Origin of the sequence: Mycobacterium sp. 852013-51886_SCH5428379, assembly GCF_001665575.1 — a bacterium.
GTDB lineage: Bacteria > Actinomycetota > Actinomycetes > Mycobacteriales > Mycobacteriaceae > Mycobacterium.
On sequence record NZ_LZSU01000015.1, the window covers coordinates 1 to 13470 of the forward strand.

Sequence of the window (13470 nt, forward strand, 5' to 3'; positions counted from 1 at the left end):
ATTCGGACACCTCCACACCGACCACAACAACCGAGCAAAGCCTTGCCAAACGGCAGCGGCTTGACATAGGAGAAACCGGTGACCGCTGCCACCGCGTACTTCCACCCCGACGGCGAAGTCTTCGTCCCCGATCCCCTGGCCCGCGGTCCGTGGGGTCAGTCCGTCAGCGGTAACTACGTCGGCGGACTGCTGGGCCATCTCGCGGAACGTGACGCCCCGCAGGACCCGGAGTTCCAGCCGGCCCGGTTCACCGTCGACCTGATGCGTCCGGTCGCGATGGGGCCGATCCACGGCCGGACCCGGGTGGTGCGCCAGGGGCGGCGGCTGTGCCTGCTCGACGCCGAACTGATTCAGGACGACGTCGTGGTGTCCCGCGCGAACACGTTGTTCCTCCGTCGGGGTGCGCAGCCGCTCGACGATGCGTGGACCTCCGACATCGACATGCCCCCGCTGCCGACCGATCCGGCGGACGCCGCCGAGCGGTCGTTCCTGCTCTGGGTGTTCGGCGGCGACGCGCGATCCGTCCCGCCCGCCACGGATCTGAGCGGCTGGCAGCAACCCGGGCCGAAATCAGTGTGGCTGCGGGACGCCACCCCGGTGGTCGCCGGCACGACGGCGACCCCGTTCAGCCGAGTGGCCCTGGCCGGGGACTACGCGAGCTCACTGACGAACTTCGGCTCGACCGGCCTGCCGTTCATCAACGCCGACTACACGGTGTCGCTGAGCCGGCTGCCCGACGGTCCGCACCTCGGGCTGACGGCGCTCACTCATTACAGCCATGACGGGATCGCGACCGGCACGGCGGTCATGTTCGACCGGCGCGGCCCGATCGGCAACGCCACCGCGACGGCCCTGGCCAATCCCGGCTTCGCGCCGCGCGGGATCAGCGCGGCGTCAGGACGATGACCGGGATCTCCCGCTCGGTCCAGCTCTGGTAGTTGGCGAAGTCGGCGTAGACCTCGACCAGCCGCGGCCAGAGCCGGGCCCGTTCCTCGGGTCCGGCGACGACAGCACGCACGGCGCTGCGCTCGCTGCCGATCTCCATGAAGGTGTCGGGGTTGGCGACCAAATTGCGGTACCACTGGGGGTGTTCTTTACGGCCGCCCTGCGAGGCGACGATCACCACGTCGGCGCCGTCGCGCATGTACAACAGCGGCGTCACGAACACCTTGCCGGACTTACGGCCCCGGTGCTCGAGCAGCATCGTCGGCACCGGCTTGCGGAAGCCTGCGCCGATGCGCCACTTGCCGCCGATGCGTCCGCCGGTGCGGCGGTACACCCACACGTGCGTCCTACCGGCGTACTTGAAGATCTTGGGCAGCACCGGCGAATCGAGCTGCTTCGGGCGCTCCTGCGGCGACATCTACGCCTGCCCCAGGTACTGCGCGGTCGTTCCGCCGACCGGCATCTCGGGCATACCGAGCTTGCGGTGATCCCAGCTGCGCGTCCGCTCGGGCACGACGCGCACCGCGATCCGGTTGTTCATCATCTGATCGACGAACGGTTTCATCTCGTCGGTGTAGGGCCCCGTGTACCGCTCCCACACGCTGATGCCCACGCGCAGAAGCAGATCGGGGTCGGCGTCGACGATCTCCGCGCGGCCGTCGATCGAGACGCCGCGCAGCGTGTTGTAGGTCAGGCCGTCCTCGATCATCACCGTGACGGTGGGGTCGCGACGCAGGTTCACCGCCTTCTGCGATTTGGCCTTGGTCTCGAACCAGATCTCCCCGTCGATGACGGCGTACCACATCGCCACCAGATGCGGTCTGCCACTGGGCATTACGGTGGCCATGGTGGCGGTGCGGCTGCGTTCGATGAATTCGGCGATCTCGTCGTCGGACATGACGATCTTGGCGCGCTCGTTCTTACCCACGCTGTATGCCTATCAGGCCCGCACGGGCGTCACGGTCACCGGTATGCCGTTGAGGGCGCCGTTGCCCGACGGTTCGTCGAGGAACGTCGGCGGGGACAGGATGTTGGTGTTCACCCCCGGCGACGCGTTCGCCACCGTCATGCGGGTGCCGGGCCGGTTGTGGCCCCAGCCGTGCGGCATGGACACCACCCCCGGCTTGATCGCCTCGGTCACCTCGACCGGCACCTCGATGCTGCCGCTGCTGGAGGTGACGGTGACGGTATCGCCGTCGCCGACCCGGCAGTGTTGCGCGTCGATGCGGTGCATCAGCAGCGTGCAGCGGTCGCGCCCCTTCATCAGCGGTGCGACGTTGTGCAGCCACGAGTTGTTGGACCGCAGATGCCGACGGCTGACCAGGACGAGGCCGTCGGCATCCCGGTCCAGGCGGGCGGCAAGACGGGGCAGATCGTCGAGCAGATACTGCGGCGCCAGCCGGATGCGGTGGTCCGCGGTCCCGAGGATCTCGGGTACCTGCGGCACCATCGGCCCGAAGTTGATCCCGTTGGGTTCGGTTTTGAGTTTGGCGAGGGTGAGGCCGTCGGGGCGTTCCCCGTAGCGGTCGCCGAACGGTCCGGTGCGCAGCGTCAGGTCGAGGATCCGCTCGGGGCCGCCGTGCTCGTACTGCGCGCGGATCGCGGCGCCGTCGAGGCCCTGGGTGAAGGCCAGGTAGTCGAAGAAGCCGTCGTCGATCGCGGCGACGTCGACGTCCTCGGCGGGGGTTCCGGTGAGCAGCCCGGTCAGCCGGATCAGCAGCTCCCATTCGTGCGGACGGTCCGGGTCCTCGGGGGCGAACACCGGTGTGGAGTAGTTGGCGACGCTGTTGATGGCGAAGTTGAGGATCAGGTCGTCGTGATGCGGCTGTTCGAGCGGGGAGAGCCCCGGCAGGATGACGTCGGCGTGCCGCGTGGTCTCGTTGAGCCAGAGGTCGACGGCGATCATCGCCTCCAGTTCCGGTAGCGCCTCGTCGAGGCGGTGCCCGGCCGGTGTGGAGAGCACGGGATTGCCGGCGATGGTGATGAGCGCCTTGATCTGGCCGTCGCCCGGGGTGGCGATCTCCTCGGCCAGACACGACACCGGCACCTGGCCGAGGACCTCCTTCGCGCCGCGCACCCGCGTGCGGAAGCGGCCGAACTCGGCGGCGCCGTCCTCCAGGCCGGGTTGGGGTTGCACGGTGACCGACCACGCCGCCGCGCGCGGGAACATCGCTCCGCCGGGGGCGTCGAAGTGTCCGGTCAGGATGTTCACCACGTCGACCAGCCAGCTGGCCAGGCTGCCGAACTCCTGGTTGCACAACCCGATTCGGCCGTAGACGACGGCGCGCTCGGTCGCGGCGAGTTCGCGCGCCAGTGCACGGATGCGGTCGGCGGGGATGCCGGTGGCGGTCGCGACGCGGTCGGGTGACCAGTCGGCTGCAACAGCGCGCATCGTGTCGACCCCGTCGAGGTGATCGGCGACTGCGCCCAGCGACACCAGATCCTCGGCGAACAGCGTGTGCACGATCGCCAGCAGGAACGCGGCGTCGGTGCCGGGGGTGATCGCCAGCCATTCGTCGGCGCGGGCGGCGGTCGCGGTGCGCACCGGGTCGACGACGATCACCCTGCCGCGCTGCCGGATGCGGTCGATGATGCCCATCACGTCGGGTGCGGCCAGCAGGGATCCCTGGGACGCGGCGGGGTTGGCGCCCATCACGACGAACAGATCGGTGCGTTCGATGTCGGGCACCGGGAACGTCCACCAGCCGCCGTACATCAGGTGCGACGACAGGTTCTTCGGCCACTGGTCCACGGTGCCGGGCGAGTAGGTGATGGGCATCCCGGACATGCCGAGCAGCACGCCCGAGTAACGGGCCAGCGAAAAGCCGTGTGCCAGTGGGTTCCCCACGTAGGCGGTGACGGCGCCGATGCCGTAGCGCTCGATCACGGGCGCGATCAGTTCGGTGCAGCGCCGCAGCGCGACGTCCCAGCTGACCTCGTACCACTGGCCGTCGACCTTCACCATCGGCTGCCGGATGCGGTCCGGGTCTTCGTGGACCGCGCCGAGCGTCGCGCCCTTGGGGCAGAGGTGGCCGTGGCTCCATACGTCGTCGCGGTTGCCGCGGATCCCGGCGACGCGGCCGTCGCGCACCTCGATGTCCAGGCCGCACATGGCCTCGCACAGTGGGCAGGTGTAGAGGTGACGGCCGTCTTCACCGGGGCCGGCGAGCGGTAGGTCGACAGTCATCGTGGCCCCTTTGTCGTGCCAAGTTGTCGTGACAGACTGTATCGACAATGGCCGGCGGAGGGGGCGGAATGGCGACGGCGGAACGGCGCAGGCACGGATCGCGCCGCGATCCGGCGATCGATGCGGCGGTGCTCGCCGCCGCGCGGCGGCTGCTCGTCGACCGCGGTTACGCCGCGACGACCATCGATCTGATCGCCGCCACCGCCGGGGTGAGCCGGCCCGCGGTCTACCGGCGGTGGAATTCCAAGGCCGAACTCGTCCACGAGGCGCTGTTCCCGGATCTGGGTCCGGAGGCACCCGCGGAGAACTTCAGCGCCGAGATCACCCGGCTGTGCCACGGCGCGCTGCGGATGTACGGCGACGCCGCGGTCCGGGAGGCGATTCCCGGTCTGCTCAACGACTTACGCGGCGACCGCGGCGCACGTCGGGTGCTGAGCGACCGGCTGGAGGCGGCTGCCCGCAAGGACCTCGCCGCCCGGATGGCAGGTGCGGTGGACGCGGGCACCGCACGTCCGGACATCAGCGCCGACACGGTGATGGACGTCATCGCCGGCGGCGCCTGGTACGCCGTGTGCGTGCGGCGGATCCGCGACGTCGACCGCGCCGCCACCGAGCTGGCCGAGCTGGTGTTGCGCGGCGTGCTGGCCTGACGACGCTTAGAGCACCCCGAACGCCGAGGTGACCCAGCGCACCGGGTCGACGGTGCGAAACGGTGCAATCCCCCGCGAGTGCAGTCGGTTGCCGCTCGGCGGCGCACCGAGCGCCGAGACGGCGAAGTACCGGTGCGCCAGCCGCGCTCCGGTCGAGGGGTTCTCGACGGCCGCGATCATCGACCCGCCGTGCAGCCGGGCGAGCAGGCTGCGCACTTCCTCGTGCAGCAGTTGACCTTCCGTTTCGTCGTACTGCGGACTGTCGGACGGATCGCGCAGATACGCTGCGCCGGCGTTGGACATGATCAGGCTCCACTCGCTGTCCTCGACATCGCGCAGCACCCGCAGCGCGTCGAACTTCGACAGGATCACCGCGAGCTTCGGTTGCCCGCTGCCGACGGCGTGCAGCACGTTGTTGAGCACCGCCCGCGGATCACCACCGCCGAACGCCTGGGCGGGCAGCAGATCGTGCAGTTGGTCCCGAATGCCCTGGATCCGTAGGGGATCGAACATGAAGAAGACCGCGTCGGCATTGGCGAAGAACCGGAACGGCGGGGCGTAGAGGTCGCCGGACTCCATGTCCTCACCGGCGACGTCGCGCAGCACGAGATAGCGGCGCACCCCGTGCCACATCCCGAGGCCGTAGATCAGCGGTTCGCGCTGGTGGGACGCCTGGGTCTGCACGGTCGGGGTCGGCGGCACCAGTCCGCGTTGCACGTAGAGCGGGTTCTCGTAGGTCATCGAATACGCGACGGCCGTCGCGCGGGTCACCGGTTGCATCGAGACCCCGAGCCGTTCGCACAGCAACTCGAGCTGTTTGACCAGCACGCCGATGTAGAGGCTCTTGCCGGTGGCCCGCGCCCCTGCCATCGCGATGCAGATGGCGTGTCCGTTGCGCCACTCGTCGGGCAGCAGGAAGTGGCACACCGGGCAGATCTCCACGGCCGGGCCCTGCAGCGCCTGGCTGGCCTCACCGATCGGTGGCGGTGGACCGGTGTAGCCCGCAGGCCTGGCCCAGGTGTAGAGCGCTGCGGAGTCGGCGGGCGCGCCGAGGAACGCCGACGCCACATCGTCGCGGTAGCGCGTCCCGCCGGCGTGCGGAGGCAGCGACCACAGGTACTGGTTCGGGTCCAGCACGGAGAAACAGCGCGGGCACTTTGTCATTGGGTCCGCCGGGTCATTGGGTCCACCGGGTCATTGGGTCCACCGGGTCCTGGCGATCGGCACGGTCTGCTCGCGGCGGCGGGCCATCAGCTTCTGCACGGTCCGGTGGTGGCGCCGCATCCCGCCATCGCCGAAGTCACCGGTCAACTGTCCCATGGCCATTGCGATCGCGGTCAGGTCGAGCGTCTCGGGGCTGTGGGTGCGCAGGACGTGCCGGGCCACCTGCCACAGCAGATCCTCGACGCCGTCGAAGACCACGTCGAACTCCTCCCCGGACTGGCTCCACCGCACCGCGACGACGGCCAGCAGCGACACCGGGCTCAGAACGTACTGGTCCACCAGCGCGGCCAGCTGACCGAACGCCTCGCCGGCGACGGCGACGTCGGAGGCCAGGGCCGTGCACACCGGCGGATAGGGCCGGCCCGCGATGGCGGCGATCGCGGCCAGTGTCACCAGCCGCACCGCGAAGTCGCGGTGCAGGTCGGCGCGGCCGACGGTGGCGACGGCGCTCTCCCACAGCGGTGTGTACGCGGACTGGTGACTGGCGGTGTAGCCGTGCTCGATCCACGTCCGCGGATCGAAGGTGCGCACGGCTGCGCAGGCGACGGCCGTGTCATCGGTGTTGGCGGCCAGCACTGTTCGCGACAGCCGCTCCAGTTCGGGTGAGTGCGGCGATCCCACCAACGTCCGAACCACGGCGGCCCCCGGCAACGCGGAATCGCCCGCGGCGTGGAGAAGTTCCTCGGGTCGCCACACCGACGCCCCGGCCACGTCGGCGTAGGACGGCGCTCCGCTGACCCGCAGCCACCACAGCCGCAGCCATCGGTCGGCCGCGTTCTGCTCGTCACCGCGGTCGAGCTGCAGGCCGCGCAGGGCGGCGCGCGTCCAGACGTCGTCCCATGGCTCGGAACGCGATACCTGTTCCGGCTCGGGGGTTTTCAGGCCCTCGGCCAGCCACTTCAGCACCGCGGGAACGGGTGGCTCCGCACCGGTTTCGACGTTCCGCCGCAGCATCACCGTCGCCAGTGCCCGCCGGGCGGACGCCCCGACCTCCGCGCCGAGACGATCCACCGCCTCGGCGCCGGTGAGCTGCGGCACCACCTCGGCGGCCAGTGCCGCTGTGACCCTGTCGTCGCGGATCCCGGCGCGCAGCAGCAGGTCCGCCAGCCGCAGCAACCGCTCGGGGTCGGCCGCCGACGACACCGCCGCACCGATCGCCGCGTGCAGTTCGGTGGGCACGGTGTGGCGTTCGAACCGTCCCTCGCACACGTGGATCGGGCCCGGTCGCGTGAGCCACTCTTCGTCGGCCAGCGCACGGCACAGGTAGGTGACGGCCGCGAGGTCGGCCGCCGGACCGGCGGGCATGTCCTGTACCGCGTGCCAGGCGTCTTCGGTGGTGGTGCCGACCGTGGTGCGCATGACCTCGGCGATGGTGCGGGCCACCACCGAATCGTTGGCCGCCCAAGGCGAATGGGCCGCGATCACCGTGTGCGCTTCCATCAGCGCATCGGCGAAGCTGTCGCAGTGCGCCACCGACATCGCCATCGGCCAGGCGGGATGCAGCCCGACATCGGCGACCTGCGCGGCGTAGTGGTCGATGTCCTCGAGGACCCGGTGCGCGGAGTCGGCGTCGAGCAGCACCACCTGAGCCATGGCCGACCAGGGCGTCACCTCGATGGTCCGGCCGTCGGCCGTCCGGTGCGGTTCGCGCCCGAGCTCGCCGAGCGAGAGGGTGCCCGTTTCATCGATCGCGACGACGTCCTCGGGCAGTTCGTCGAAGTCCTCGATCGGCACCGCGGTGAGGTGCTGGCGACTCTGCCGCGCCAACGTCAGCTGGTCGGCGCGGTCGAACGTCGAGAAGTTGAGCGTCGCAGCGGTTCCCGGTGACATCAGGTAGCTCACTAGACCGATCCACTGGGCCGCCGAATCCGCCGACTCCGTACCGAGCACCACCGGTGGTCCGCCGGCCAGCGCCGCCACGACAGCGTCGAGCAGACCGAACAGTGTGGTCAGCCGCCAGGTGCCCGGATCGAGTGCGAAATCGACCACGCTGGTGGGGGTCACCGCCGTACCCGGGGCGGGCGGTGTCGGGGGAAGCGCCGCGCTCCCGACGGCCGGCGCACCGTAGGGCCGCAGCCACTGCGACGACCGCCACCATTGGATGGGTCGCGCCGCACGGTCCCCGGCCCGCCGGTCGAGCATCGCGTGCGCGAAGACGTTGCCCGGCCGTCCCGTGCTGTCCGAACCGGCCGGCACGGTGTGCCAGTAACCGGCCCGCTGACGGTCCAGCCGCCCGTAGGCAAGTCGGCGCGGACCGCTTTCGAGTTGCTCGCCGGTCGGATAGGCCGGCAGCGGTCGGGCCGGCCGGAACACCGTGCGCACGCCGGCGGTCAGCACGCGGATCTCCTCGGCGGTGAGGTCGGCGGAGGTCTCCTTGACCTGCCAGCCGCCCATGTGTTGTGCCGTCTCGAAGGAGGTGTAGCTGAGCTGGCCGTAGCGTGCCGTCATGGGCCCACCGGGGTCAGGCGCAGGTGGTCCACCGGTGGGTCGAGCAGCGCGATCAATCGCAGGCTCTCCGGTGCGGAGGTGTTGACGAACAACCGGATCCAGCCTCGCCGGTTGCGCACGTTGGCCGCCCACAGTTCGCTGGCCCCGGTGGTGGTCAGCTGCGACCAGCGCAGCTCCTTGGACGGGGCCGCGGCGAGCTGGCCCTGTTCGTTGAGCGGTGCGACGTCGACCAGTTCACCGTCGTGCAGGCTCAACGGAATCCGCTGTGGATTGTTCACGAGCACGAAAGCCGGTGAGCCGGGCAGATCGTATTCGGAGCGCACGGCGATGGTCGCGCTGAACGGCCGCCCGTCGGGGTCGCGGCCGACCCGCACCGCGTACTGCAGGCGCAGCAGCCCCTGGTAATCGACGCTGGCGATCGCGCCCATCACCCGCTTACCGCCGGTGAAGGCGACGGGCGCCAGATGCAGCGAACAGCCGTGCACGGGAAGCTGACCGGACAATTGCAGCCCGCCGTAGCGCTCGTACTCCTCGAGGGTGATCTCGTAGGACTGGCCGGCCCACTCCCCGTGGCCCAGCCCGTCGCGCGGATCGTGTCCGCGCGGCGCGAGGAAGACGACCACCGACGCGGCACCGTCGGGCCAGTCGAAGGTGAGCACCTGCTTGTTGCAGTACTCGGCGAGTTCGATGTCGCGGATCACGCCGGTGCGCACGGTGGCGAAGGTCTTGCCCAGCATCGCCTGTCCGCCGATGAGAGTGACCGGGGTGAAGTACGCCCGGCTCCACCCGTCGGGCCAGGCGACGGCGGGCATGGCGGTGCGGATCGTTCCGTCCTGCTCCTGCTGATCCGAGACCGGTTGTGCCAACAGCAGATCCGGGGTAAGGCCGACCTGGTCGAGCGCGTCCTCGGGGAGTTCGGCGTCCTCGGTGCCCGGAGCCGGGCCGGTCGGCGACCGGAAGACCACGACCCGGCCGCCGGGCGGGGTGGTCCAGGCCAGATCCAGGACGGTGCCGTCGGCGCTCGATCCGGTGATCGTCAGGTCGGTGACCGGCGCGAGCACGGCGGAGATCGCCACCTCACCGGTCACGGGTTCGGATAACCGCAGGACGTCGTCGACCGGCGCCGCGCACCGCACCCGGTAGACGTACCCGTGCCCGCGTTCGACGTCGACGTCCACGAACCCGGTGAGGTTGTCCTGCCCGGCCAGGATCCGGAACTGAGGTCCGTCGCGGTGCGCCTCGTGCGCGGGCACGCGATAGACGTAGACGGCGTCCACGCCGGGCGGCACGCGGTACTGGCCGATGACCCGGCCGGAGTCCTCGCGCAACGTGAGGTCCGTGACGCGGCTGATGAGCACGCCCGCGGCGTGCAGAATCGGTTGGGCGGCAACCGCTTCGGCATGCGACGGACCGGCGTTGACCCACACCTGGAAGTGACGCACCGCGGCCACCGGCGCTCGGTCGTCGACGGCGCTGGTCGCGGTGGTGACGGCGATCAGATCAGCCTCGTCGGGCGAGGACGGTGGGCTGTCCTCGGCGCTGACGAGGCGGTAGAGCACCACGGCGGCTTCGGAATCCGCCCCGGAATCCACCGCGGTTTGCTCGACCGGGGGCCAACGCAGTTCCAGCGCCCCGGTGTCGCGGCGCCGGTGCAGGGTGACGCTGTGCAGGGTGGCGCTGTGCAGGGCCGTCTCCGCCGCGGCCGCCCCGTAGGGTGCGAAAGCGTCCTCGGCCGGCTCGGTGGGCGCCGCTATTTCGGCGGGGGCGACGGATTCGGGATCGGCCACCCGGTGTCGGCCCGGCTCGACGGAGTCCTCGGGGCCGGGCGGCAACCCGGTCAGTACGCGGGCCATGTCCTCGGCGTGTTCGGACACCGATCCGGGCAGCATCGCTCGGATCTGGTCGACGTCGGTGCGCCCGGACCGCAGCACCAGCCGCAGATGGGCCTCCTTGAAACTGCGGGCCGACACCGCGCCGGAGTCGATCAGCCGCTCACGCCACTCCAGGAGCGCGCGCAACCGGGGATCGTCGTCGGCGTGGTGCGGTTCGGTCACCCGACCTCACCCCCGCTCTCGCGCATCTCCCGATTCCACCATCGGACCCCGCGAATTATCCACCGATACGGACGAAATGCAGGTCTGTACCGGGTCTGGCTCAGGAATCCGGGCCCATGGCGGCGGCTGAGGCCTGCGCGATGAACCGCACGGCGTCACTGCGGCTGATCGAGCCCATCATCTGCGTCGCCGCCCGCATGTCCTCGCCGACGATCCAGGTGGGCCCGTTGGCGAGATTGGCGAACGCCTCGTCGAGCACGTCCGCAACCGCCGTCGCACCCGGGGGAACCTCGTCGAGCGAGGCGATCTGGCCGCGGTTGTGCTCGAGCGCACGCAGCGCGGGGGTGTCGGTCTTGCCCAGGATCAGGCCGAGGACGTCGACACCGCTGCCGTGCAGTTCGGACCACAGCGCCTCGGCGAACACCATGTCGAAGGCCTTGCTGGCGCCGTAGGCCACCATGTTGGGACCACCGGCCAGGCCTGCCCCGGACCCGAAGATCACGATGCCGCCGCGGCCGCGGTCGACCATGGCGGGCGCGAGATGGTGGCACAGCCGCATCGGCGTCACACAGTTGCGCTGCACCATGGCCTCGGCCGCCTCGACGGGTTGGCTGAGGAACGGTGCGAACGTCGGGTCCGCGCCCGCGCAGTACACCAGCATCCCGACTTCGAGATCGTCGGTGACGGTGGCGATCCGGGTTGCGGCGTCGGGTTCGGTGAGATCGACGGCCAGCGTGCGGGTGTGGACGCCGGTGCGGTCCCGGATTCCTGCGGCCACGTCGTCGAGCACCGCCGGTCTGCGCGCCACCAGCACCACATTGACCCCCTGCGCGGCGATCCGCTCGGCGAAGCCGGCCCCCACCCCGTCGGAGGCGCCGGCCACCACGGCCCACGGTCCGTACTTGTGCGCGACGTTCACGCGCCGCCGACCGTCCCCATCCGGACGGCGGTGAACCGGCGGTGCCTGACCCGCCAGCCGGCATCGGTGCGGACCAGGTCGTCGTCGTAGAACCCGACGGCGTTCACCCCGGAAGTGTTGTTCGGAGCCAGGATCAGGGCATCGACGTACGTCCGGGCGGTGGCGCTGTCACCGGTCACCGTGATCGTGACGTTGCTCAGCCGGTGCAGGGTGTGGCCGGCCATACCGTGCGACTGCTCCATGAACTCGGCGACGGCGTCGACGCCGTTCCAGGTGCCGATCTCGCCGTACTCCATGACGCAGTCCTCGGTGAAGACGGTCCGGAACAGCGCCCAGTCCCGGCGGTCGATGCCGGTGGCGTAGCGGAGCAGGACGTCGGTGATGTCCTGGCGGTCCTCGCGGTCGGTCATCGGGTGTCTCCATCCGGCTCGTAGCGCAACATCGTGACGTCGTGGTCCGGGTAGTCGACGAATACCGGCCGGACCGGCATGCCCACCCGGATGTCTTCGGGGGCGACGTTGACCAGTTCGGTGGAGAACCGTGGCCCCTCGTCCCATTCCACGATCGCGAGCAGCTGCGGTACCGCGTCGGCGAAATGCGGTCCGACCGGACGGCGCGCCACGGTGAACGAGTACAGCGTCCCCCGGCCGGAGATCTCGCGCCATTCCAGGTCGTCGGCCAGCGTGCGGGGCGCCCGTACCCGCGGATAGAACACGTAGGCATCCGAGGACGGGGAGTACTGGATGCGGATCTTGTGTTCGCGCAACGCATCCCAGAACGGTGCGGTGGTCGGCGTCTTGACGGGCATGGGCCGTTCGAAGGTGGTCACCGGTCAGTCCCCCTCCAGGATCAGCGTGGTCTGCTCGGACAGGATGCCGCCGTTGCCCGAGACGAACGCGCGGTTGCAGTCCGCGACCTGGGCCGCGCCGGCGCGGCCCATGATCTGACGGGTGGCGTCGCAGACGTGATGCATCCCGCCCGCGAGCCCGGCCTGGCCGAACCCGAGTTGACCGCCCGCGGTGTTGAGCGGGAAATCGCCGCGGAAAGTCAGGTCGTGGTCGCTGACGAACGCCATCCCCTTTCCCTTCTCGCAGAATCCGGCGTCTTCGAGGCTGAGCAGCACGGTGATGGTGTAGCAGTCGTAGATCGACACCATGTCCATGTCGTCGCGGCCCAGACCGGCCATCGTGAACGCCGTATCGGCGGCCTTGATGATCGGTGTCTGCAGCAGGTCTTTGGCGTAGGTGGGCGTCTTGAACGGCACGTGCTCGCCGAACCCCTTGATCCACACCGGCCGTCGCTTCGCCTTACGGGCCATATCGGCGCTGGCCACGACGACCGCCGCGCCGCCGACGCACGGCATCACGATCTCGAGCATGTGCAGCGGATCGGCGATGACCGGGCTGGCCAGTACGTCGTCGATGGTCAGGGGTTTGTCGCGCCAGATGGCGCCGTCGGTGTGGTTGGCGTTGACCCGCTGGTCGACGACGATCTTGGCCATCGCGCGCTCGTCGTATCCGTAGACCGCCGCATACCGCTGCGCGACCTGACCGTAGGGACCGTTCTGGCCCAGATTGCCGTACGGGATCTCGAATTCGGCCTGGGGCGATCCGTATTGGTTGCTCGATGATCCGAAGAACACCGCGTCGGTGAGCACCGGGGGTTTCTTGTCCGAGGTGGGGGTGATGTAGCGCGCGGGCAGTGCGCACAGGACGACGTCGCACAGTCCGAGTTCGATCGCCGCGGCGGCGCGCCACACCATGCCGGCGGCGCTGGCGCCGCCGAGGTCGAGCATCTCGGCGAAGTTCGCGTCGACGCCGAGGTATTCGGCGACCGTCGACGGGACGAAGATCTCGGATTCGCTGAGGTGGGAGGTCACGATGCCGTTCACCGATTCGGCGGATAGACCCGCGTCGTCGAGTGCGGCGGCGGACAGCTCGGCCCACTGTTCGAGTGTGAACGGCGCCGGAGTCGCCTTGTTCATCCGCTCCGGCGGAAGCTCCACATAGCCGACGATTGCGGCCTCACCGCGTAATCCCATGT

The 13470-nt window shown here is 69.9% G+C and carries 12 protein-coding genes; 2 read left to right on the forward strand and 10 right to left on the reverse strand.

Annotation, left to right across the window (positions count from 1 at the left end):
- Nucleotides 1–78: 78 nt before the first annotated feature.
- Nucleotides 79–906 carry a thioesterase family protein gene (locus A5757_RS05145; protein ID WP_066829402.1) on the forward strand — a complete coding sequence of 276 codons (828 nt, stop codon included), beginning with the start codon at nucleotides 79–81 and terminating at the stop codon, nucleotides 904–906.
- On the opposite strand, the gene A5757_RS05150 is transcribed toward A5757_RS05145, so the two are convergent.
- Genes A5757_RS05150 through A5757_RS05160 form a run of 3 tightly spaced genes read right to left on the reverse strand, consistent with a single transcriptional unit; the run spans nucleotide 884 to nucleotide 4132 of the window.
- On the reverse strand, nucleotides 884–1363 hold the full coding sequence (locus tag A5757_RS05150) for a nitroreductase family deazaflavin-dependent oxidoreductase (protein ID WP_066829405.1): 480 nt from the start codon (nucleotides 1361–1363) through the stop codon (nucleotides 884–886). The two genes, A5757_RS05145 and A5757_RS05150, sit on opposite strands and share 23 nt — an antisense overlap.
- A complete protein-coding gene (locus A5757_RS05155; protein ID WP_066829408.1) occupies nucleotides 1364–1873 on the reverse strand; it encodes a pyridoxamine 5'-phosphate oxidase family protein in 510 nt (169 codons plus the stop codon). It lies immediately after the preceding gene.
- Nucleotides 1874–1885: 12 nt separating this feature from the next.
- Nucleotides 1886–4132: a molybdopterin-dependent oxidoreductase gene (locus tag A5757_RS05160; RefSeq protein ID WP_066829660.1), complete on the reverse strand. Its 2247-nt coding sequence runs from the start codon at nucleotides 4130–4132 to the stop codon at nucleotides 1886–1888.
- A gap of 68 nt (nucleotides 4133–4200) precedes the next feature.
- On the opposite strand from A5757_RS05160, the gene A5757_RS05165 reads away from it, so the two are divergent.
- Nucleotides 4201–4782 (forward strand): TetR/AcrR family transcriptional regulator, encoded by a 582-nt coding sequence (locus A5757_RS05165; protein WP_066829663.1) that lies wholly within the window; start codon nucleotides 4201–4203, stop codon nucleotides 4780–4782.
- 6 nt (nucleotides 4783–4788) lie between these two features.
- Here A5757_RS05165 and A5757_RS05170 read toward each other — a convergent pair whose 3' ends face one another.
- The 7 genes from A5757_RS05170 to A5757_RS05200 all read right to left on the reverse strand — a co-directional run bounded on the left by A5757_RS05170 (nucleotide 4789) and on the right by A5757_RS05200 (nucleotide 13468).
- Entirely contained in the window at nucleotides 4789–5946 is a 1158-nt protein-coding gene (locus tag A5757_RS05170; RefSeq protein ID WP_066829666.1) for a hypothetical protein, read from the reverse strand.
- 30 nt (nucleotides 5947–5976) lie between these two features.
- Nucleotides 5977–8454, reverse strand: coding sequence for a hypothetical protein (locus A5757_RS05175; protein WP_066829668.1), 2478 nt, complete (start codon nucleotides 8452–8454; stop codon nucleotides 5977–5979).
- Nucleotides 8451–10508 (reverse strand): hypothetical protein, encoded by a 2058-nt coding sequence (locus A5757_RS05180; RefSeq protein ID WP_066829671.1) that lies wholly within the window; start codon nucleotides 10506–10508, stop codon nucleotides 8451–8453. Before A5757_RS05180 ends, A5757_RS05175 begins: the two co-directional genes overlap by 4 nt.
- Before the next feature lie 100 nt (nucleotides 10509–10608).
- Complete coding sequence (locus tag A5757_RS05185) at nucleotides 10609–11427, reverse strand: SDR family oxidoreductase (protein ID WP_066829674.1); 819 nt, start codon at nucleotides 11425–11427, stop codon at nucleotides 10609–10611.
- Nucleotides 11424–11837, reverse strand: a complete 414-nt coding sequence (locus A5757_RS05190) for a nuclear transport factor 2 family protein (protein WP_066829676.1) — start codon at nucleotides 11835–11837, stop codon at nucleotides 11424–11426. Before A5757_RS05190 ends, A5757_RS05185 begins: the two co-directional genes overlap by 4 nt.
- Nucleotides 11834–12256: a Zn-ribbon domain-containing OB-fold protein gene (locus tag A5757_RS05195; protein WP_066829679.1), complete on the reverse strand. Its 423-nt coding sequence runs from the start codon at nucleotides 12254–12256 to the stop codon at nucleotides 11834–11836. The genes A5757_RS05190 and A5757_RS05195 overlap by 4 nt, the downstream gene beginning before the upstream one ends.
- Nucleotides 12257–12259: 3 nt before the next feature.
- On the reverse strand, nucleotides 12260–13468 hold the full coding sequence (locus A5757_RS05200) for a thiolase family protein (protein ID WP_066829681.1): 1209 nt from the start codon (nucleotides 13466–13468) through the stop codon (nucleotides 12260–12262).
- Nucleotides 13469–13470: the final 2 nt, after the last annotated feature.